Source organism: Streptomyces sp. SAS_272 (assembly GCF_052543235.1).
The window spans coordinates 1-19977 of the sequence record NZ_JBMNDR010000075.1 but is presented as its reverse complement, the minus strand read 5'-3'; the positions used below and the strand labels follow the sequence as shown (position 1 = coordinate 19977).

Sequence of the window (19977 nt, the reverse complement as noted above, 5' to 3'; positions counted from 1 at the left end):
CCGTCAGCCCTGTGGAAAACTCCGCCCGGACCGTCGGCCAGGGCCGTGCCCAGGGCGTTCCCCGGGCCTTCCGGACCGCTCGGCGTGCTCAGTGCGCGGTCCAGCCCCCGTCGAGGACCAGCGACGTGCCCGTCACGAAAGAGGCCTGCGGGCCGCAGAGGTAGGCGACCGCTTCGGCGACCTCCGCCGGCTCGATGAGCCGCTTGACGGCGCTGTCGCGCAGCAGCACCTCGGCCAGAACCCGCTCCTCGGGGATCCCGTGTGTCCGGGCCTGGTCGGCGAGCTGCCGCTCGACGAGGGGCGTGCGCACATAGCCGGGGTTGACGCAGTTGGAGGTCACACCGTGGGGTGCGCCTTCGAGGGCGGCGGTCTTGGACAGGCCTTCGAGTCCGTGCTTGGCGGCGACATAGGCCGCCTTGTAGGGCGAGGCGCGCAGCCCGTGCACCGAGGACACGTTGACGATGCGGCCCCAGCCCTGCCCGTACATGTGGGGCAGCGCGCCGCGGATGAGACGGAAGGGCGCCTCCAGCATCACGGTGAGCACCGTGTGGAAGACGTCCGGCGGGAACTCCTGGAGGGGCGCCACCCGTTGCAGTCCCGCGTTGTTGACCAGGACGTCGGTGCCGGCGGCGGCGGCTTCGGCGGCGTCCAGATCGGTGAGGTCCAGCACGTGGGGTTCGAGCGAGCCGGGCAGGGCGGCCGCGCTGTCGGCGAGCCTCTCCAGACCGCTCGCGTCGCGGTCGACGGCCCGGACCTCGGCCCCGGCGGCAGCGAGCCGCAGCGCGCAGGCCCGTCCGATGCCGCCGGCGGCGCCGGTGACGAGGGCGGTGCGGCCACCGAGGTCGAGCGAGGGCGCGGCGGGGCCGGCAGCGACGGCCCGGGGCGAAGTCATGCGTCGACCCTAGGCAGAGCCCCGCGCCGGACCCATGTGGTCAACACCCATACTTCACTGCGACGTCGTGGTTTCGAACCATGTGGGTTCGTCGGAAAGTGCCTGTTTGATGCGGAACAGCTGCCGGTCGCGCAGCGGCGGCAGGGCGTCCAGCGCGAACCAGCCGACGTCGACGGACTCGTCGTCGTTGACCCGCGCTGCCCCGCCCACGGCCCGGCAGCGGAAGGTGATGTCCATGAACTGACAGGTGTCGCCGTTGGGGTACTCCACCTGCTTCCCGGCGCGCACCAGGACGACGCGCTCCGGAACGCAGGTCACTCCGGCCTCCTCGTAGACCTCGCGCACGGCGCAGTCCGCGGGCTGTTCCCCGGGGTCCGGGATGCCGCTGATCACGGTCCACTGACGGTTGTCCGCACGCTGGCCCAGCAGCACCCGCCCCTCGTCGTCGAAGACGACGGCGCTGACGCCGGGGAGCCAGAGAAGCTGGTGTCCCGCGGAGGCCCGGATCTCGGTGATGAACTCTGGGGTCGGCATGGTCCGACCCTATCCGGACCTCCCCATCGGCCCGCCGCGTGCCGGTCAGGCCGCGTCCCGGTCAGGCCGCCGCGCTCCGGCGGGTCCGCACGCCGGCGCCGATCGCCCATCCGAGGCCGCCCGCCGCGACGAGCACCAGAGCCACCTCGGGGAGGATGCCGAGCTTCGTCGCCGGGGTCTCCGAGGAACGCAGGGGCACCTTCTGCACCAGGGAGTCCGCCACGAACATGCCGGTCTTCTGGGTGATCTTCCCGTCCGGCATGATGATCGCGCTGACACCGCTGGTCACGGGCACCGTGACGGTCCTGCTGTGTTCCACCGCGCGGACCCGGGACATGGCGAGCTGCTGGTAGGTCATCTCACTGCGGTCGAAGGTGGCGTTGTTACTGGGCACGGAGATCAGTTGGGCGCCGTCGGTGACCTCGGAGCGCACGGCCCAGTCGAACGCGGCCTCGTAGCACGTGACCAGGCCGACCTTGGCGTCGTCCATGTCGAACACGCCCGGCTTCGTGCCCCGGCTGAAGTCCTTGCGGACCATCGACGTCCAGTCGCTGTTGATCGCCCCGATGAGCGAGCGCAGCGGAAGGTACTCGCCGAACGGCTGGACCTGTCGCTTGTCGTACGTCTGGGTGGGGCCCTTCACCGGGTCCCAGAGGATCTGCTCGTTGTACAGCTTGCCGTCCCGCTCGACGACGCCGCCTACCGAGATGGGCGCGCCGATATCCTTGGCGGCCCGGTCGATGACGGCCGCCGCGTCGGCGTTGGCGAAGGGGTCCACGTCGGAGGAGTTCTCGGGCCACAGCACGAAGTCGGGCCGGGCGACCTTGCCTGCCTTGACCTCGGCGGCCAGCCGCTCCGTCTCGCGCGCGTGGTAGTCGAGCACGGCCCGGCGCTGCGAGTTGAAGTCCAGGCCGAGGCGCGGCACGTTGCCCTGGATGACGGCGACGGTCGCGGTGCCGGCCTGCGCCTTGTCGCTGACCAGCGTGCGGGCGGCCAGCGCGCCGACGACCGGGACGGCCACGCTGAGCAGGGCCACCGCGGCGGCCGACCGCCGCACCTCGCCCGAGCGCCGCCGCTCGAGCACCAGGCGCACGATCTCGTACAGGCCGAAGCCGCACAGGACGACGCCGAAGCTGAGCACGGGGGTGCCGCCGACCGCGGCGAGGGGCAGGAAGACGCCGTCCGCCTGACCGAAGGCGATCTTGCCCCACGGGAAGCCGCGGAAGGGCACACGCGCGCGTGCCGCCTCACCGGCGATCCAGAGCGCGGCCGCCCACAGCGGCCAGGCCGGCAGCGTGGACACGGCGGCGACGCCCACGCCGACCAGTGCGACGAAGATCGCCTCGATGGCCACCAGGGCGAGCCAGGGGCCGGGTCCGACCTCGACGCCGGTCCACACCAGGAGCGGCAGCAGGAAGCCCAGTCCGAAGAGGTAACCGAGACCGAAGGCGGCCTTCAGGCTGCGCCCCCGCAGCACCCAGCCGAAGACGGCGAAGGCCGGCAGCGCCAGCCACCACACGGTGCGCGGCGGGAAGCTGACGTAGAGCAGCACTCCGGAGAGCGCCGCAGTGGCGGCCGGGGCGAGGCGGCGCAGGAGCCGCGCGCCGCGCGAAGCCGGCGCGGCAGAGGGCTCCAGCCGGTCCGGCCGGCCTACGGAAGTTGCGGTGACGGTCACTCCGGGAGTGTACGGCGAGTCACCATTTGGCCGACAGCTCGGTCCGCGGGGGCCGGGGACCTGGCCGGTGGGGGCCCCGCGCCCGGCGCACAACCCGGCGCAACTCATCCACAAACCGCCCATCAGCGGTTACGGTGTGGCAGAGCCCCGGTCGGGTGCGGTCGGGGTCCGTCACGGTTCAGGTCCGTCACGGTCGGGGGGCGACCGGGTTCGGGGGGCGGGGTGGGTTCCACCGGGATGTCGTCCGCGGTAGGCGAGGCCGCGGACAGAGACAGCCGAAACGTTTCGGACGCGCTCGGCGTGACCATGCTCGGGGCCTGCGCCGTCTGGCCCCTGGTCACCTCCGCGGTGCACGGCGGACGCCCCGAGGGCGTTCTGCTCGCCGTGCTGGCTCTGGCGGCCGGCTTTGCGGCGGGGCGGATCACCGGCGTGCTGCTGCCGGTGGCCGCGCCCTGCGCCGGCGCACTGGCCGGGCTGGTGCTGACGGTGACCGTGCGCCTCGGCCCGGGGCCGGAGATCACCCCGCAGCTGGGGCACGCCGGCGCCACCGCCGGGGTGCTGACCCTGTCGGCCGGCGCCGCGTGCTGCGCCGCCTGGGCGACCTCGGTGCCCGCACAGCGGGTCGCGCTGTGGCTGCTCGCCGCGGGCGTGACGGCCGCCGCGGCCCTCCTGGACTCGACGACGGGCGCGGTGACCTGCTGCGCCGTGCTGGTGTGCTCGCTGGCCGCCGGGCGGCTGCACCACCGCGGTCCGGCGCTCGCCGCGTCCGCCGTGGCGGCCGTCCTGGTGACCGGTCTGATCTGGGCCGTCGCCGGGAACGCGCTGCCCGGCGGACTCGCCGCCCCGCTCACGGACCGGTTGACGCCGCACCGCGTCGACCTGTGGCGCGACGCCCTCGGCATGGTCCGACGCCAGAGCGCCCTCGGTGTGGGCCCGGGACGCTTCGGCGAGCTCAGCACGACGGCGGCGCAGCCGACGCTCTCCGACGGCAAGCCACACTCGGCGCTGCTGCAGACCGCCGCGGAGCAGGGCGTGGTCGGGCTGCTGCTGCTTTCGGCGGTCTTCTGCTGGGTGCTGTTCGCGCTGTGGCGGTCACAGCGTCCGACACCCGTCGTCCTCACCGCGGGCGCCACGCTGACGGCGCTCGCCGCGATCGCCGCGATCGGCAACGCGCTGAGTTTCACCACGGTGTCGGTGGGTGCGGGACTGCTGGCCGGCCTGGCCACCGCTCGACCGCTCGCCGAGGGGCCCGCGGCGCACGGAGCCCCGTCGGCGTGCGGGCGGGACCTGCAGCGCGGCGACCGCCCGGCGGGCTGACCGCGGCGAGGGGCGGACGGTCAGCGCGCCGGGCCCGGGGCTCCGGTGCGCAGCCGCTCCCGGATGACGCGGACCGCCGACTCGGCGTCGTCGACGGTGATCGTGAACGTGTGGCCGTCCCACAGCCGCAGCACCACGCCCTCGCCCTTGCGGACGACGACCGCGGTGCCCTTCTCCGGCCGCCAGCGATAGCCCCAGCCGCCCCAGTGACGAGGGGTGACGTGCGGTTCGAAGTCCGCGCCGGCGACTTGCGCCAGCGGGATACGGCGGCGCGGCAGCCCGATGTGGCCGCAGCGCACCTCGAGGGACTCCTTGTCGAGCTTCAGGTCGACGTGGACGAAGGCGAGGGTGCCGAAGAGCACCAGCAGCCCGGCGGCGATGCAGCCGACGACGGACATCACGAGCGGGGCGACGCCGGACGTCCAGGCCGACTCGACGGCGAGTTCGACGCCGAGCGCCATACAGGCGGCCCCGACCAGGGCGAGCAGCCACTGGAAGCGGTTGGTGGCGCGCCCCGTCCAGACGTCGGCATGCGGGGCGGCGGAATGCAGGGCGTCGCGATGCGGGACGTCGGGAAGCGGGATGCTCTCGTCGTGGGGGTGGTCCCTCATATTCATGAGGTTACTCAGGTTTCGCTGCGCCGGTAGTCCGTAGCGCAGGGTGACTGCTCCGCTCGGGGCGCCCCTGCGGGCGTCGGTGGCGGACGGTCACGGAGCAGGGCTGACGGCCTGGAGCAGGCGGCCTTCCGCGTAGGCCAGCGCGGGCGCAGGCAGAGCGCCCGGGCGGCCGCTGAGCAGAACCGTCACTGCACCGAGCGCCGCGGCCTCCGGCTCGGGGCGGGCGCCGATCCTGCGCAGCGCCTGCGCGACCACCGCCCCGGCTGATCCGTGCAGGGCCAGCGGCGGCCGGCCGGTGCGCTGCACGGCGGCACGGATGCGGTCGGCGACGAGCTCGTAGTGGGTGCAGCCGAGGACGACGGTCGTGACGTCCCCGGGGGTGAGGGCGGCCGCCGCGGCGACCGCGGCGTCGATCGCGGTCTGGTCCGCGTGCTCCACGGCCTCGGCCAGCCCCCAGCAAGGAACCTCGGCGACCGTGACGCCGCCGGCGAAGTCCTCGATCAGGCCACGCTGGTAGGGGCTTCCGGTGGTGGCGGGCGTGGCCCAGATCGCGACGGGGCCGCCGCCGGCCGCGGCCGGCTTGATCGCCGGAACGGTGCCGATCACCGGGATGCCGGGTTCGAGCGTGGCCCGCAGCGCGGGCAGGGCGTGCACGGTGGCCGTGTTGCAGCCCACGATGAGTGCCTCGGGCCGGTGAGCGGCGGCGGCCTCGGCGACGGCCAGCGCCCGCGCGGTGAGGTCCTGCGGGGTACGCGGCCCCCAGGGCATGCCGTCGGGGTCGAGGGAGAGCACGAGATCGGCGTCCGGTCGCAGGCGCCGTACCGCGGCGGTGGCCGCCAGCAGGCCGATTCCGGAGTCCATGAGCGCGATCTTCACCCGGCCACCATAGACGATGTGCGCCTGCCGCCCCTTCGGGTGGGGAAGACTGCGCACGTGAGCGCCATCGTGTGGATCGCCGCCCTGTCCCTGGCCGCCTGGCTGTGGCTGCTGCTCTGTCAGGGGTTCTTCTGGCGCACGGACGTCAGGCTGCCGGACCGGACGGCGCCGCGGGAGTGGCCGTCGGTCTGTGTCGTCGTCCCCGCGCGCGACGAGGCGGCGGTGCTGCCCGCGAGCCTGCCCTCGCTGCTCTCCCAGGACTATCCGGGACCGGCCGAGGTCTTCCTCGTCGACGACGGCAGCCGCGACGGCACGGGAGACCTGGCGCGCGACCTCGCCGCGCGGCACGGCGGGCTCCCGCTGACCGTGGCCTCTCCCGGCGAACCGCCCGCGGGCTGGACCGGGAAGCTGTGGGCGGTGCGGCACGGGATCGGCCTGGCACGCGCGCGTGAGCCCGAGTACCTCCTCCTCACGGACGCGGACATCGCGCACGCGCCCGACAGTCTGCGGGAGCTGGTGGCGGCGGCCCGCACCGGCGGCTTCGACGCCGTCTCCCAGATGGCGCGACTGCGGGTGGAGAGTCCGTGGGAGCGACTGGTGGTGCCGGCGTTCGTCTACTTCTTCGCCCAGCTGTATCCGTTCCGCCGGATCGGCCGGCGCGGGGCGCGCACGGCGGCCGCGGCGGGCGGCTGCGTTCTGCTGCGCGCCGAGACGGCCGAGCGGGCGCGTATCCCGGACGCGATCCGGCAGGCGGTCATCGACGACGTGGCGCTCGCGCGGGCCGTGAAGGGCGCGGGCGGGCACATCTGGCTGGGGCTGGCCGACCGGGTGGACAGCGTGCGGCCGTACCCGCGGCTGCACGACCTGTGGCGGATGGTGTCGCGCAGCGCGTACGCGCAACTGCGGCACAGCCCGGCCCTGTTGCTCGGCACGGTGCTCGGCCTGGCGCTGGTGTACCTGGTTCCGCCGCTCGCCGTCCTCTTCGGGCTCACGGCCGGCAGCGCGCCGACGGCGGTGTGCGGGGCGCTGGCCTGGCTGGTCATGGCGGGGACGTACGTCCCGATGCTGCGCCACTACCGGCAGCCGCTGTGGCTCGCTCCCCTGCTGCCGTTCACCGCGTTCCTCTACCTGCTGATGACGGTCGACTCCGCCGTGCAGCACTACCGGGGGCGCGGTGCGGCCTGGAAGGGCCGCACCTACACACGTCCGGACGCCGTCGCCGACGAGGGCTGAACCGCCCCGGCCTCCGACCGGGTCCCTATTTGCGGCCGGGCGTCCAGTTCATGCCCCATCCATAGGCGTGGTCGACGGTCCGCTGCGGGCTCACGCCGCGCTCGGGCACCAGGTAGCGGGCCTCGCGCTGGACGACGAGGTCACCGCCCTGGTTGGTGATGAGCGCCAGCGCGCAGACGGTCGACGGGACGGTGCACTCGTCCAGGGAGAAGTCGACCGGTGCGCCGAACTGGGGCTGCAGCGTGACCGTGGCGTGCAGGTCGGCGAACGAGCGAGCGCCCTCGTAGATGGTCACGAAGACCAGGATGCGCCGGAAGTCGTTCTTGCGGTCGAGGTTGACCGTGAGGTTCTCGCCGCTCGACACGGCGCCCGTGCGGTCGTCGCCGTCGAGGTGGATGTACGGCGGCTGGTGCAGCGAGCCGAAGGCGTTGCCGAGGGCCTGGACCACGCCCTTGCGGCCGTCGGCGAGTTCGAACAGGGCGCACAGGTCGAGGTCGAGGTCGTTGTGCAGCGCGACCGCCCGTCCGCGCTTGCTGCCCCACCCGGAGAACTGCTTGCGCACCTCCCAGTTGAGGTTGACGCGCAGGGCGCCCGACGTGCCGCCCTGTTTGGTCAGGGACACCGACGGGGCGGCCTTGGTGAGCGTCACCTTGGTCAGTCTGACCGGCGCGCCCGGCACCGCGGGCGGGGCGGGCGGGGGAGGCGGGGCCTGGTGGACGGGCGGGGGCACGGTGACCGGGAAGGCGGGCATGGTCGGCTGCTGGGGCGGCGGCATCGGGGCCGCGGGGGCGGGGGCGGGCGGAACGGGGGCCGCGGTGTGCTGGGGCTCGTCCACGGTGATGCCGAAGTCCGTCGCCAGGCCCTCGAGGCCGCTGCCGTAGCCCTGTCCGACCGCGCGGAACTTCCAGGCGCCCTGACGACGGTAGAACTCACCCAGCACGAAAGCGGTTTCGACCGTGGCGCCCGCGCTGTCGAACCGCGCCACGACCGCGCCCTGCGCCGCGTCGCGCACCTCGATGTAGAGGTCGGGGATCTGGCCGAAGGAGCCGCCGTCCGACGAGGCGGCCAGGACGACGGTCTCGATCGAGGGCTCCACGCGCGCGAGGTCGACGAGGATGCCGTCGGTCACCCGGCCCCCCGTATCGCGTTTGCCCTCGTGGCGGACGGCGCCGGAGGAGTGCGCGGGCTGGTTGTAGAAGACGAAGTCGGCGTCGGAACGGACCTTTCCGCCCAGCAGCAGAAGCGCCGACGCGTCCGCGTCGGGAACGCCCGGTCCGGAGCGCCAGCCCAGCTCGACGCGCAGCGCCGTGGTCGGCACCGGGACATTGGACCCCTTCGACATTGACATGTACGCCCCCCTCGCGTGTCGGTGCACCCGGCCGTAGGCCCCGGCGCCCCTCGGGTTGTCTACCGGCCAACCTATTCCGAGGGACGGCGGACGCCCATCGGGAGCGCACGATCAGCCCTGACCAACCCCCGGTAACCCGCCCGGAACTCGGCCTTTACACGATCTACGCGCCGTTTGCCGTCCCTTTTTGCCAAGTTCGCTCGCATTGGGGATCCGAGGCTCCTACCGACACGGAAATCAACCCTCTTATCGGTCTCCCCAACCAGCACATCGTGGGCTTACCTTATGTGCCATGACCTCCCCCCGCTCCACCTACGGAGGCGGCTACTACTCCGCCTTCCCGGACACTCCGATCTACGACTCGCTCGTGGCCGAGCGGGGCACCCCGCAGATCGCTCCGATCCGGGTCCCCGCCGCGTACGACATGGGCGGCAACAACCTGCCCGCGTTGCCGTCGGCGCTGCCCGCCCTTCCGGCAGGCCCGTCCCAGCAGTCCTACGGCTACCCGCAGGCGCAGCAGCCCGCGCCGCTGCAGCAGGCTCCGGCTGCCTACATCCCGCCGCAGGCCGTCGCGCCGCGCGGCTACCCCGGCCCCCAGATGCAGCAGCAGCCGCGTCCCGCGGGGCCCGGGATGAACTACGAGGCGATGCGCCCGGCCGCGCCCCGGCCCGCCGCGCCCCAGTACCAGGATCCGTACAACCAGCAGCAGTACCGCGGTTACTGAGCCGATCCGGGGTCACCGGCGCCACCTGGCAAAATGGCCCCATGCCTCTCGCGGAACTGCTGTCGATCCACGTCCATCCGGTCAAGGCGTTGCGGGGCCCGGAGCTCCGTGAGGCCGTCGTGGAGCCCTGGGGGCTCGCCGGAGACCGACGCTGGGCGCTGATCGACGACGGGGGAAAGGTCGTCACCCAACGCCAGCAGCCGCGCCTCGCACTGGCCGCCGCCGAGCTCCTGCCCGGCGGCGGCCTGCGGCTGTCCGCGCCCGGTAGGCCACCGCTGACGGTCCCCGTGCCCGATCCCGCGGCCACGGTGTCGCTGGAGATCTTCCGCGACAAGGTGGAGGGGGTCCTCGCCGACACCGCCGCGCACGCCTGGTGCAGTGCCTACCTCGACGCGGACGTACGGCTGGTCCACATGGACGATCCCGCCACCCGCAGACCCGTCGACCCGGCGTACGCGCTGCCCGGCGAGACCGTCTCGTTCGCCGACGGATATCCGCTGCTGGTCACCGCCACCGCGTCCCTCGACGCGCTCAACTCACTGGTCGCAAAGGGCGAGCACGCCGCCGAGGGGCCGTTGCCGATGAACCGTTTCCGGCCGAACCTGGTCGTGTCGGGCACCGAGGCGTGGTCCGAGGACGGCTGGTCACGTCTGGTGGTCGGCGAGGTGGAGTTCCGGGTCGCCAAACCGTGCGGACGGTGCGTGGTCACCACCACCGACCAGGACACCGCGGCGCGCGGCAGGGAGCCGCTGCACACCCTCGGACGACACCGGCGCATCGGCGGGGCGCTGGTCTTCGGCCAGAACCTGGCGCCCCTGTCCCGCGGCACGATCAGGGTCGGCGATCCGGTGCGCGTCGTCGGCTGAGGCCCGTCGTGGTCCCCCACGCTCCACCCGGTCACGGGCGGGACGACCGGCGGGAACCCCTGCCCGGCTCCAGGGCGTTGGGAGGGCGTGAGCGGTTCATGCGGGATCCTCGGCCCTGGTGATTTCGCTCTCTCTTTCACGGGACGCGCGTGCGAACGGCTCCGACGGGGGGTTGTCTCGGAGCGGGAAGGGGGTGCGGTCGATGCGAGCTATCGGCGGAATCTGGCGGTGGCGGCACAACCCGCTGTGCCGCGGAACGGATCTGGTCGAGGCGTGGGTGGCCCTGTCGGCCCTGCTCCTGATCCTCCTCGTGGCGCCCGTGGCGGGCTCCGTCGTCGGATCTCTGGCCCAGGGCGCTCTGCAACAGTCGGTCCGTGCGCAGCACGCGTCGCGCCACGAGGTCACGGCCACCGTGGTGCGCAGGGCGACCGGTTCGCCGCTGGACGTGGATCCGGAGACGACCACCGGCCGGGAGACGCGGACCCGGGTCGTCGCCGACTGGACCGCGCCGGACGGCACCGCACAGCACGGCACGATCCTGGCGGGTCTCAGAACCCCGCACCCCGGTGACCGCTTCGCGATATGGACGGACGGACACGGCCGTCTCGTGGCCCGTCCCCTGGACTCCGCCACCGCCACGACGCACGCCGTGCTCGCCGGCTTCGGCGCGGCCCTGTTCACCGCGGGCTCCGTGGAGGGCGGCCGGCGGCTGGTCGTCTGGCGCATGGTCCGCCGCCGTCACGCCCGTTGGGACCGGGCCTGGGAGCGTGCGGGCCCGGACTGGGGGCGCACCGGCGCCGGCAGCTGACGGCCTTTCGTCTCTGGTCAACCCACTGCCCGCGCGCACGCTACGGTGGTCCGGCCGAAGCTTTCGGCATCAACCCGCGTACCACGAGGTGGGGGCACAGCAACGCCATGGCACAGGGCACGGTCCAGGTGACGCACACCGGCACATCGCGGTGGCGGCGCCGCACGGGTGAGTACGCATCGCTCGCCGCAGCCCTGGAGGCCGCGGCGGAGGGCGACGTCCTCACCATCGCTCCCGGTACGTACCGGGAGAACCTGGTCGTGGAACGGTCGGTGACCCTGCGCGGTCCCGAGGGCTCCCCCGGCTCCGTGCGGCTGGCTCCGGTGGACGGGGTGCCGCTGACGGTCCGGGCCTCGGCCGTGGTGCAGGACCTGCACGTGGAGGGTCAGGACGCGGCCGCGCCCGCGGTGCTCGTCGAGGAGGGCACGCCGGAGCTGCTGGACCTGCGCATCGTCACCCGGTCCGCGGCGGGCATCGAGGTACGCGGCAGCGCCCGCCCCACGGTGCGGCGGTGCACCGTCGACAACCCTGCGGGCATCGGCATCGCCGTGGTCGACGGCGGCGGCGGCGTCTTCGAGGAGTGCGAGGTCCTCGCGGCCGGCCAGGCCGGCGTCTCGGTGCGCGGCGGCGCGCGGCCCCGGCTCGAGCGCTGCCGTGTGCACCACACCGCGGGAGCGGGTCTGAGCGCGACCGGCGACCACACCGCGCTCGAGGCGGTGGGCTGCGAGGTGTACGAGGTCAGGGGCAGCGGCGTCCAGGTCAGCGCGCGGGCCACGGCCCACCTCACCGACTGCGATGTGCACCGCACCACCGCCGACGGCGTCACTCTCGACACCGACGCCGTGCTCACCCTGGCCGACTGCCGTATCCACGACATCCCGGAGAACGCGGTCGACCTGCGCTCCCGGTCCGTCCTGACGCTGACCCGCACGACGGTGCGTCAGTTCGGGCGCAACGGGCTGTCGGTCTGGGACCCGGGCACGCGCGTGGACGCCAACCAGTGCGAGATCTTCGACAGCACCGGGGACTACCCTGCCGTCTGGGTCAGCGACGGAGCCACCGCGGTGCTGGACTCCTGCCGGGTGCACGACGTGCCGGACGCCCTGTTCGTCCTCGACCGCGGATCCCGTGCGGACGTCGTCGACAGCGACCTCTCCCAGGTGCGCAACACCGCGGTGTCGGTGAGCGACGGCGCCACGGCCCAGCTCGACGACTGCCGGATCCGGGACGCGGCCACCGGTGCCTGGTTCCGCGACCACGGCAGCGGCGGCACCCTCGACAACTGCACCATCGACGGCACGCAGACGGGCGTGATCGTCACCAAGGGCGCCGACCCGACCGTCGAGCGCTGCACGGTCGACTCCCCCGCCGAGGCGGGGTTCTACGTGTCGGCCGGCGGCCGCGGAAGCTTCCTCAACTGCCGGGTGACCAACAGCGGGGGCTACGGCTTCCACGTGATAGACGGCAGCCGCACGACGCTGCGCAAGTGCCGGACGGAGCGCTGTGCGCGCGGCGGCTACGAGTTCGCCGACGCCGGCGCGGAGTCCGCCTCCGGGTCCGCGCCCGTGGTCGAGGACTGCAGCAGCGACGAGAGTGCGGGCGTGCGCGGGCCGGGGGCCCCGGCGGCCCTGGAGACCGTCGTCCAGACGACCGTCCAGTCCCCTGGCCTGCTCGGCGTGCTGCCCGAACAGCGCGTCGCCGCGCCGGAACCGCAGCCGGCCGCTCCGCAACCGCAGACGTCGGCGCGGAGCTCGCAGGACGTGCTCGGCGAGTTGGACACCCTGGTCGGTCTGGACAGCGTCAAGCGCGAGGTGCGGGCCCTCATCGACATGATCGAGGTGGGCCGGCGCCGTCAGCAGGCGGGGCTCAAGGCGGCGTCCGTCAAGCGTCACCTGGTCTTCACCGGCTCCCCCGGCACCGGCAAGACGACGGTCGCGCGCCTGTACGGCGAGATCCTCGCCGCTCTCGCCGTGCTGGAGAAGGGCCATCTCGTCGAGGTGTCCCGGGTGGACCTGGTCGGCGAGCACATCGGTTCGACGGCGATCCGCACCCAGGAGGCGTTCCAGCGGGCGCACGGCGGCGTGCTGTTCATCGACGAGGCGTACGCGCTGTCGCCGGAGGACGCGGGCCGGGACTTCGGCAAGGAGGCCATCGACACCCTGGTGAAGCTGATGGAGGACCACCGCGACTCCGTCGTCGTGATCGTCGCGGGCTACACGGCGGAGATGGAGCGGTTCCTGTCGGTCAATCCCGGTGTGGCGTCCCGTTTCTCACGGACCATCACCTTCGGCGACTACGGCCCGGACGAGCTGCTGCGGATCGTGCAGCAGCAGGCCGAGGAGCACGAGTACCGGCTCGGTCCGGGCGCCGCGGACGCCCTGCTGAAGTACTTCACGGAACTCCCGAAGGGTCCTGCCTTCGGCAACGGCCGCACCGCCCGCCAGACGTTCGAGGCGATGGTGGAGCGGCACGCGAGCCGCGTCGCGCAGGTGGCGGAGCCCAGCACGGACGACCTCACCCTGCTGTACGCGGAGGACTTGCCGGAACTGCCCTGACGGTTCACGACCGCTGCACCGGCACCTCGCCGCCGGTCGTCCCGGGCCGCAGCCGCCCCAGCAGCAGTTCGCGCTCCTCGGCGAACGCCGGGTCGGCCTGGTAGTCGGAATGCCCGAGGACGGGCGTGGGCAGCGGGTGGTCCTCGCTGCGGCCGTACGCCAAGGGGTCGGCGAGCGGCTCACGGTCCACCCGGGGGCCGCAGCCGTCGCCGGACAGCCGTACGGGGCCGCCGATGGGATCGGTCTGCCGGTACAGGTTGCGCCAGCAGTCGATGTCCTCGTGGAGGGCAGCCAGCGCGGCCGGTCCGAAGTGGGCGGGGAACCAGCGGCCGTAGAGGCGCTCGATCGGGGAGCCGTAGGTGAGCAGGGCGACGCGGGCGCGGTCGGAGGGTTTCAGCTGCCAGGCCGCCGCGGCCGCGAGGACGCTGCCCTGGGAGTGGCCGGAGATGACCAGCCGTCCGCCCGTGGCACGCGTCCAGGTGGCCATGCGCCAGGTCAGGTCGGGCACCGCGCGCTCCGCGTAGCAGGGCGGGGCGAAGGGGTGCGCGGCGCGCGGCCAGAACGTCCCGACGTCCCAGAGGATGCCGATCGTGCGCCGCGCGGAGACGTCCTTGTAGGCGCGCCGGCCCCAGGTCACGAACAGGATGAAACCGAGCCCGATCAGCCAGGATCCCAGCGCCTGCGCGCTCTGGGCGGCGCCCTGCACGAAGGGCTGAGCCGTCTGCGCGGCCCGGGCCGGGGTCCGTCCGGTGCCGAAGGCGCCGACGAGCGCGCCCGCGCCGAGCAGCAGGGTCGCGGTGGCGACGACGGCGACGAGGAGCGGGCCGCGGTCGGTGAGGGCGGCCGTCGCACGGGCCCGGGCGATGAGCCGGGTGCGCGCCGCGTCGCCCGATCCCACGCCGTACGTCCGGAGCACCTCCTTCTCCTCGGCCCGGATCAGCAGCAGGGTGCGCCGGGCGAGGAGCGCGCACAGCACCAGCACCACCACGAGCAGCACCGGGATGACGGCCGCCTGCCAGGTCAGCAGCACCGGCGGGCCGTCGAGGGAGGTCCCGGTGCCGTCGAGCCAGTCCGACACCCGTTGCGACACTCCTCCGGACATGACGCCGCCCAGCGCGCAGGCCAGCATCGCGACGGCGGGTCCGCCGAGGCCGTGCAGCGCGCAGCGCTCCGCCGGCGCGCCCGGCCCGTGTCTTCGCGGACAGTGGTGCAGGCTGCGGGCGACGACGGCGAGGGCGATCACCAGGGCGCCCTGGGCGAGGGCCAGTGCGCCGAAGGTCGCGTCGCCCGGAAGCCGGCCCTCGGAACTCCAGCCCGGGCGGTCCCATCCGGCGTAGACGAGGGTGAGGGCGAGCAGCACCAAGGCGGCCGACGGCAGCGCGCGCACCAGGTGGGCGTCGACGCGCCGGTCGAGGCGGCGCTCGCTGCGGCCCCGGCGGCACACCACCCACACCGTGGCCATCGCGCCCGCGGCCAGGGACGTCTCCAGGGCGAGGCCCAGCAGGTCGAGGAGGGCGGGGCCGCCGGGCCTGCGGTCCTCGCGCACGGCCGACGTGCCCACCGCCGCGGCGACCGTCAGCAGGCCGGCCGCGGTGTGCGCGGCGCGGAGCCGGGCGACGAGGCGGCGTCCGTACCAGAATCCGGGCCGGCCGAGCGCGGTGTGCGCGGGGCCGGTCTCGGGCTCGGGCGCGCGGTCCAGGGGTTCCTGGGACTCGTACGCCCGCCAGGTGCGGTGGGAGAGGTACCACAGGAGTGCGGTGAGCGCGGTCGGCAGCAGTGCGGCGAGGGCGAGACGGCGGCCCGGCAGGCTCCACCAGCCGCCGTCCGACACCGTCGGCGACAGGAAGCCCAGCCAGGTGTGGCGTTCTGCGCAGGCGGCCGTGCCCGCGCACTGCCAGGCCGTCAGGTCGAGGGCGACCTCGCAGGCCGCGGCCACCAGCAGCACCGTCAGGCTCAGCGCCGCGAGCCGCACCAGCAGGCCGTACACCCGCACCGCGCGCGTGCGCTCCCGTGCGGCAGGGCGCATCCAGTGGGCGAGGTTGACGACCATGAACGGCAACAGCAGCAGCCACAGGGCGCGGGTGCCGTTGCCGGACGTGAGGTTGGACCACACGTACGCCTCGGGGACGGGTACGCCGCGACCGCGGTCGACGCCGGGGCCGGTGTCCGCGGCGGCGTCGTCGGCGCGCCGGTAGACGGCCGCCGTCCCGTCGCCGGTGATCCGCACGGTGCGCGGATCGTTCAGCATCTTCTCGGGCGTGGCGCCGCCCACGCCGTGGACCAGGAGTTCCAGGGCGGCTCCGCCTGAAGAGGCAGGTTTCACGATGTGCACCTCCCCCATGACACGCCTGCGAATGTGTCCGTGCGGGCATAAGGATCGCTGCTTCGAAGGCGTGATACACCTCCGGTCACGGAATCTCCCCGTGGTGTGCGACCGGCATGCGCCCCACCGAACTGGCATGCACGCGTCGGGGTGGTGGTACAGCTGTGACCCCGCCGTGCGAGGATGGGACGCCCGCACACCGGCGTCGGGGGTGAATGTCCTCGTCGCCGCAGGTGAGCGGGCCCGTCGGACGGCTTGAGGGAAAGGACCGGAGCGTAACGTGAGTGAGAATCAGAACCTCCTCGCGGAGCAGCGGCGCTCCCTGATCCTGGACGAGGTGCGACGCCGTGGCGGCGTCCGCGTCAACGAGCTCACCCGCAAGCTCGGCGTGTCGGACATGACGGTGCGGCGTGATCTGGACGCGCTGGCCCGGCAGGGCGTGCTGGAGAAGGTGCACGGCGGTGCGGTGCCGGTCGTCGAGGCGAGCACCCACGAGCCGGGCTTCGAGGCGAAGTCGGGTCTGGAGCTGACCGCCAAGGAGGACATCGCCAAAGCCGCGGCGGAAATGGTGGCCCCGGGCAGCGCGATCGCGCTGTCGGGCGGTACGACGACGTATGCGCTGGCCCATCACCTGGTGGACGTGCCGGACCTGACCGTGGTGACGAACTCGGTGCGCGTCGCGGACGTCTTCCACGTCGCGCAGCGCACCGCGGGCCCCCGGCAGGGCGCGGCCACGGTCGTGCTGACCGGCGGGGTGCGCACACCGTCGGACTCGCTGGTGGGGCCGGTCGCCGACCAGGCCATCGCGGCGCTCCACTTCGACGTGCTGTTCCTCGGCGTGCACGGCATATCGGCCGAGGCCGGGCTGTCGACGCCGAACCTCGCGGAGGCCGAGACCAACCGACGGCTGGTGCAGTCGGCGCGCCGGGTCGTGGTGGTCGCCGACCACACCAAGTGGGGTGTGGTGGGGCTGAGTTCGTTCGCCGCGCTGGATCAGGTCGACACGCTCGTGACGGACGCCGGTCTGCCGGGGGCGGCGCGCGCGGAGATCTCCGAGCACCTGCGCCGGCTGACGGTCGCGGGCGAGCCCGACGAGGGTGCAGACATCTGAGAGGGCTGCGGCTAGGGTGACGCACCCGTTTCCCCGCCATGCGGAGGTCGCGCGTATGCCTCGCCGGTTGCGTCCCGAAGGGCTCGACTTCGTCCGGACCGCTCCCGTGCGGCTGGTCTTCGCGACGGAGATGTCCGCTCCCCCCGAGCGGGTCTTCCGTGCGCTCGCCGAGGACGTGCCCGGATGGGCGCGGTGGTTTCCAGCCGTGACGTCCGCTCGGTCGCTGGACGGTGGGGCGGCGCGCGAGGTGCGCCTGCGGGGCGGCACGCGTTTTCGTGAGACGGTCCTCGCGGCGAAGGAGCCGGAGGTGTACGCCTACCGCGTCGACGCCACCGACGCTCCGGGCGTCGGGGCACTGGTCGAGGAGTGGCGGCTGGCGCCCGCCGGGGCGGGGACGCGCGTGCAGTGGACGTTCGCCGCGGACGGGAGCCGGATTTTGCGCACGGTGCTCCGGCTGGCCCGGCCGGCGCTCGGGCAGTCCTTCCGCGGGGCCGTCAAGCGGCTGGACCGCCGGCTCTCCGGCTGAGCGCTGCCGGGGTGGGCGGGGGCGCTCCGGTTCAGCCCTGCCACACGCCGGTGGCCAGCAGCGTCTCGATCGCCGCGGTGTAGGGGGCGATGTCCAGGCCCTGCTCGGCGAGCCAGTCGTCGGAGTAGTACTTGTCCAGGTAGCGGTCGCCCGGGTCGCACAGCAGGGTCACGACGCTGCCCCGGCGGCCGTCGGCCACCATCTCGGCGACGATCTTGAGCGCGCTCCACAGCCCGGTGCCCGTCGAGCCGCCCGCCTTGCGGCCGATGGCCCGTTCCAGGGCGCGCACCCCGGCGACGCTGGCGGCGTCGGGGACCTTCATCATGCGGTCGACGGCGCCGGGGACGAAGCTGGGCTCCATCCGGGGCCGGCCGATGCCCTCGATGCGTGAACCGCAGTCGCAGGTGACGTCCGGATCGCCGCTCGTCCAGCCCTCGAAGAAGCACGAGTTCTCCGGGTCGGCGACGCAGATGCGGGTGTCGCGCTGGGTGTAGTGGACGAAACGCGCGAGGGTCGCGGAAGTGCCGCCGGTACCGGCCGTGGCGACGATCCAGGCGGGCTCCGGGAACCGCTCCAACTCCAGTTGCCGGAAAATGGATTCGGCGATGTTGTTGTTCCCGCGCCAGTCCGTGGCCCGCTCCGCGTAGGTGAACTGGTCCATGTAGTGGCCCTCGAGGTCCGTCGCGAGACGTGCCGACTCCTCGTACATCGTGCGCGAGTCGTCGACGAAGTGACATCGGCCGCCATGGAACTCGATCAGTCGGATCTTCTCGGCGCTCGTCGTACGCGGCATGACGGCGATGAAGGGCACGCCGATCAGCTTGGCGAAGTACGCCTCGGACACCGCCGTCGAGCCGCTGGACGCCTCGATCACCGGGCGGTCCGGCCTGATCCAGCCGTTGCACAGGCCGTAGAGGAAGAGCGAGCGGGCGAGCCGGTGTTTGAGGCTGCCGGTGGGGTGGGTCGACTCGTCCTTGAGATAGAGGTCGATGCCCCACGCCTCCGGGAGCGGGAAGCGCAGCAGATGGGTGTCGGCCGAGCGATTGGCGTCCGCCTGGACCTTGCGGACGGCTTCTTTCAGCCAGTCGCGGTAGGCGGCGTCACTGTGGTCGACGTCGAGGGTGGCACCGGTCCTGATGGGTGGGGAGGTGGTCACGGCGGGGCTCCTTCGGACTTCGCGCCGACGGTGGTCCGCGCGGCCGACACTCCGATCATAAACACCTTCCACACGCTTCTCACCTGCATAAACACACCTTTGGGGCCCTCAAAGGCGGCCCTGGGGGCGGGTGCGGGCGCCGAGGGGGGCGCATTCACACGAATGCTCCGGACGGCCCCTTGCGGGCCTGCGGACGCACTGGTGCTCGAGGGCGGGCGCGGGCAGACTGCACCGGGTCGGGGCGCGCCCCGGACGGGGGCGCACTGCGGATCACGGGACGAGTTCGAACGCGAGGGGGCGGGAAGGCATGGCGGAGCCGGAGTTCACGGCTACGGGCGTGCGCATCGGGAAGCGGCTGCGCTCGCTCACCCGGGCCGGGCAGGTCCGGATCAGCGACGGCAGGCTGGAGTTGCTGACCAGCTACGGCAGCGAGATCGACAGCGCGCCCGTGCAGGCGGTCCGCGCCTCGAAACCCTGGTTCGCCCCGGAGGACCGGGCGCTGGCCGACCTCAACGGCAACCGGTACCTGCTGACGCTCGGCGAGCACGACCCGGCGCCGGGGCAACCCGGACCGCCTGCGGCGCGCCGCTTCATCGAGGCCGTGCGCAGGGCGGCGGGGCGCGGCGGCTGAGCCACAGGGGGCGAGAGACCTGCCCGGGTGGCCGAATCACCGCGAGTTGCGCTAGCGCATCCGCTGCGTCACTCTGGTCTCACGTCACTCTGGGTTTACCGGCGATAACGCTGCGAACCAGCCCGCCGGCCAAGACAGCAGGCGGCCGCCTTGCGCAGACGCCCTGCTCGATCCGAACTCCGTGTTCTTCCGGACCTCAGTCGGGGAGTCGCAGCCGTGATCAGCAACCCAAGCAGGCACTGCATGGTGGAGCTTCAGGCCCTGCCGTCGCGGATCGGTCAGGTCCGCAGAATCGTATCGGCGCAGTTGCGCTACTGGCATATGGACCCGCTGATAGACCGAGCCGCGCTCGGTGTGACCGAGCTGTTGACCAACGTCCACCTGCACGCCCAGCCCGACAAGACCTGTGTCGTGGAGATGGAACTGCTGCTCGACCGGCTGACCGTCTCGGTGCGCGACCACGACCCGCGGCTGCCGGTCGTCAAGGCCGCCGAGACGCTCGCCACCTGCGGACGCGGGCTGGCCATGGTGGCCGCGGTCAGCGAGAGCTGGGGCGCCCGGCCGGACGGCGAGTCCGGCAAGGTCGTGTGGTTCACGCTGCCGGCGCCCGTCGCCGCACGGGAGCTCGCGGCCCGTCCGCCGCGCCGCACGCCGCGGGAGAAGACCGCACCCCGGTTCACGGAGGTCGTGTCCGTCGACGATCTGCGGCCCGCGCATGCCCCCGCCCGGTCGGCCGTCGTCGGCTGACCGGGCGGTGACGTCCCGTACGGTGAGGCGCTCCCGGG

At 73.3% G+C, this 19977-nt stretch carries 18 protein-coding genes; 10 read left to right on the top strand and 8 right to left on the bottom strand.

What is annotated here, in order from left to right; translation table 11 throughout:
- Nucleotides 1-88 precede the first annotated feature (88 nt).
- The 3 genes from ACN6LD_RS32275 to lnt form a co-directional block, all read right to left on the bottom strand.
- Entirely contained in the window at nt 89-892 is an 804-nt protein-coding gene (locus tag ACN6LD_RS32275; protein WP_319197301.1) for a 3-hydroxybutyrate dehydrogenase, read from the bottom strand.
- A gap of 54 nt (nt 893-946) precedes the next feature.
- A complete protein-coding gene (locus tag ACN6LD_RS32270; RefSeq protein WP_319197299.1) occupies nt 947-1426 on the bottom strand; it encodes an NUDIX hydrolase in 480 nt (159 codons plus the stop codon).
- Between the two features lie 61 nt (nt 1427-1487).
- Entirely contained in the window at nt 1488-3101 is a 1614-nt protein-coding gene (lnt, locus tag ACN6LD_RS32265; RefSeq protein ID WP_445045035.1) for an apolipoprotein N-acyltransferase, read from the bottom strand.
- A 306-nt stretch (nt 3102-3407) separates the two neighbouring features.
- Here lnt and ACN6LD_RS32260 point away from each other — a divergent pair, with 306 nt between their 5' ends.
- Entirely contained in the window at nt 3408-4418 is a 1011-nt protein-coding gene (locus ACN6LD_RS32260; protein WP_445045047.1) for an O-antigen ligase family protein, read from the top strand.
- 20 nt (nt 4419-4438) lie between these two features.
- Here the strand turns inward: ACN6LD_RS32260 and ACN6LD_RS32255 are convergent, their stop codons facing one another.
- Nucleotides 4439-5029, bottom strand: coding sequence for a hypothetical protein (locus tag ACN6LD_RS32255; protein ID WP_445045034.1), 591 nt, complete (start codon nt 5027-5029; stop codon nt 4439-4441).
- Nucleotides 5030-5125: 96 nt separating this feature from the next.
- Nucleotides 5126-5911, bottom strand: coding sequence for a glutamate racemase (locus ACN6LD_RS32250; RefSeq protein WP_445045046.1), 786 nt, complete (start codon nt 5909-5911; stop codon nt 5126-5128).
- Between the two features lie 39 nt (nt 5912-5950).
- Here ACN6LD_RS32250 and ACN6LD_RS32245 point away from each other — a divergent pair, with 39 nt between their 5' ends.
- Nucleotides 5951-7144, top strand: coding sequence for a glycosyltransferase (locus ACN6LD_RS32245; protein ID WP_445045033.1), 1194 nt, complete (start codon nt 5951-5953; stop codon nt 7142-7144).
- A gap of 25 nt (nt 7145-7169) precedes the next feature.
- Here ACN6LD_RS32245 and ACN6LD_RS32240 read toward each other — a convergent pair whose 3' ends face one another.
- The gene (locus ACN6LD_RS32240) at nt 7170-8492 is read right to left on the bottom strand and encodes a TerD family protein (RefSeq protein ID WP_458576034.1); all 1323 of its coding nucleotides are present in this window, start codon (nt 8490-8492) and stop codon (nt 7170-7172) included.
- 292 nt (nt 8493-8784) lie between these two features.
- On the opposite strand from ACN6LD_RS32240, the gene ACN6LD_RS32235 reads away from it, so the two are divergent.
- The 4 genes from ACN6LD_RS32235 (at nt 8785) to ACN6LD_RS32220 (ending at nt 13445) form a co-directional block, all read left to right on the top strand.
- Nucleotides 8785-9216: a DUF6643 family protein gene (locus ACN6LD_RS32235; protein WP_057582511.1), complete on the top strand. Its 432-nt coding sequence runs from the start codon at nt 8785-8787 to the stop codon at nt 9214-9216.
- Nucleotides 9217-9257: 41 nt separating this feature from the next.
- The gene (locus tag ACN6LD_RS32230; protein WP_319193605.1) at nt 9258-10082 is read left to right on the top strand and encodes an MOSC domain-containing protein; all 825 of its coding nucleotides are present in this window, start codon (nt 9258-9260) and stop codon (nt 10080-10082) included.
- A gap of 202 nt (nt 10083-10284) precedes the next feature.
- The gene (locus tag ACN6LD_RS32225; protein WP_445045032.1) at nt 10285-10890 is read left to right on the top strand and encodes an Rv1733c family protein; all 606 of its coding nucleotides are present in this window, start codon (nt 10285-10287) and stop codon (nt 10888-10890) included.
- 107 nt (nt 10891-10997) lie between these two features.
- Nucleotides 10998-13445: a right-handed parallel beta-helix repeat-containing protein gene (locus tag ACN6LD_RS32220; protein WP_319193608.1), complete on the top strand. Its 2448-nt coding sequence runs from the start codon at nt 10998-11000 to the stop codon at nt 13443-13445.
- A gap of 4 nt (nt 13446-13449) precedes the next feature.
- Here ACN6LD_RS32220 and ACN6LD_RS32215 read toward each other — a convergent pair whose 3' ends face one another.
- Complete coding sequence (locus tag ACN6LD_RS32215; RefSeq protein WP_445045031.1) at nt 13450-15768, bottom strand: hypothetical protein; 2319 nt, start codon at nt 15766-15768, stop codon at nt 13450-13452.
- A gap of 280 nt (nt 15769-16048) precedes the next feature.
- Between ACN6LD_RS32215 and ACN6LD_RS32210 the strand changes: the two genes are divergently transcribed.
- Together ACN6LD_RS32210 and ACN6LD_RS32205 are read left to right on the top strand one after the other, a co-directional pair.
- On the top strand, nt 16049-16879 hold the full coding sequence (locus ACN6LD_RS32210; RefSeq protein ID WP_057582515.1) for a DeoR/GlpR family DNA-binding transcription regulator: 831 nt from the start codon (nt 16049-16051) through the stop codon (nt 16877-16879).
- Between the two features lie 55 nt (nt 16880-16934).
- Nucleotides 16935-17405 (top strand): SRPBCC family protein, encoded by a 471-nt coding sequence (locus ACN6LD_RS32205; protein WP_319193610.1) that lies wholly within the window; start codon nt 16935-16937, stop codon nt 17403-17405.
- A gap of 31 nt (nt 17406-17436) precedes the next feature.
- Here ACN6LD_RS32205 and ACN6LD_RS32200 read toward each other — a convergent pair whose 3' ends face one another.
- Nucleotides 17437-18561, bottom strand: a complete 1125-nt coding sequence (locus tag ACN6LD_RS32200; RefSeq protein WP_319193611.1) for a PLP-dependent cysteine synthase family protein — start codon at nt 18559-18561, stop codon at nt 17437-17439.
- A 307-nt stretch (nt 18562-18868) separates the two neighbouring features.
- On the opposite strand from ACN6LD_RS32200, the gene ACN6LD_RS32195 reads away from it, so the two are divergent.
- Nucleotides 18869-19192 carry a hypothetical protein gene (locus ACN6LD_RS32195; protein ID WP_319193612.1) on the top strand — a complete coding sequence of 108 codons (324 nt, stop codon included), beginning with the start codon at nt 18869-18871 and terminating at the stop codon, nt 19190-19192.
- Between the two features lie 246 nt (nt 19193-19438).
- The gene (locus tag ACN6LD_RS32190; RefSeq protein ID WP_319193631.1) at nt 19439-19939 is read left to right on the top strand and encodes an ATP-binding protein; all 501 of its coding nucleotides are present in this window, start codon (nt 19439-19441) and stop codon (nt 19937-19939) included.
- Nucleotides 19940-19977 lie beyond the last annotated feature (38 nt).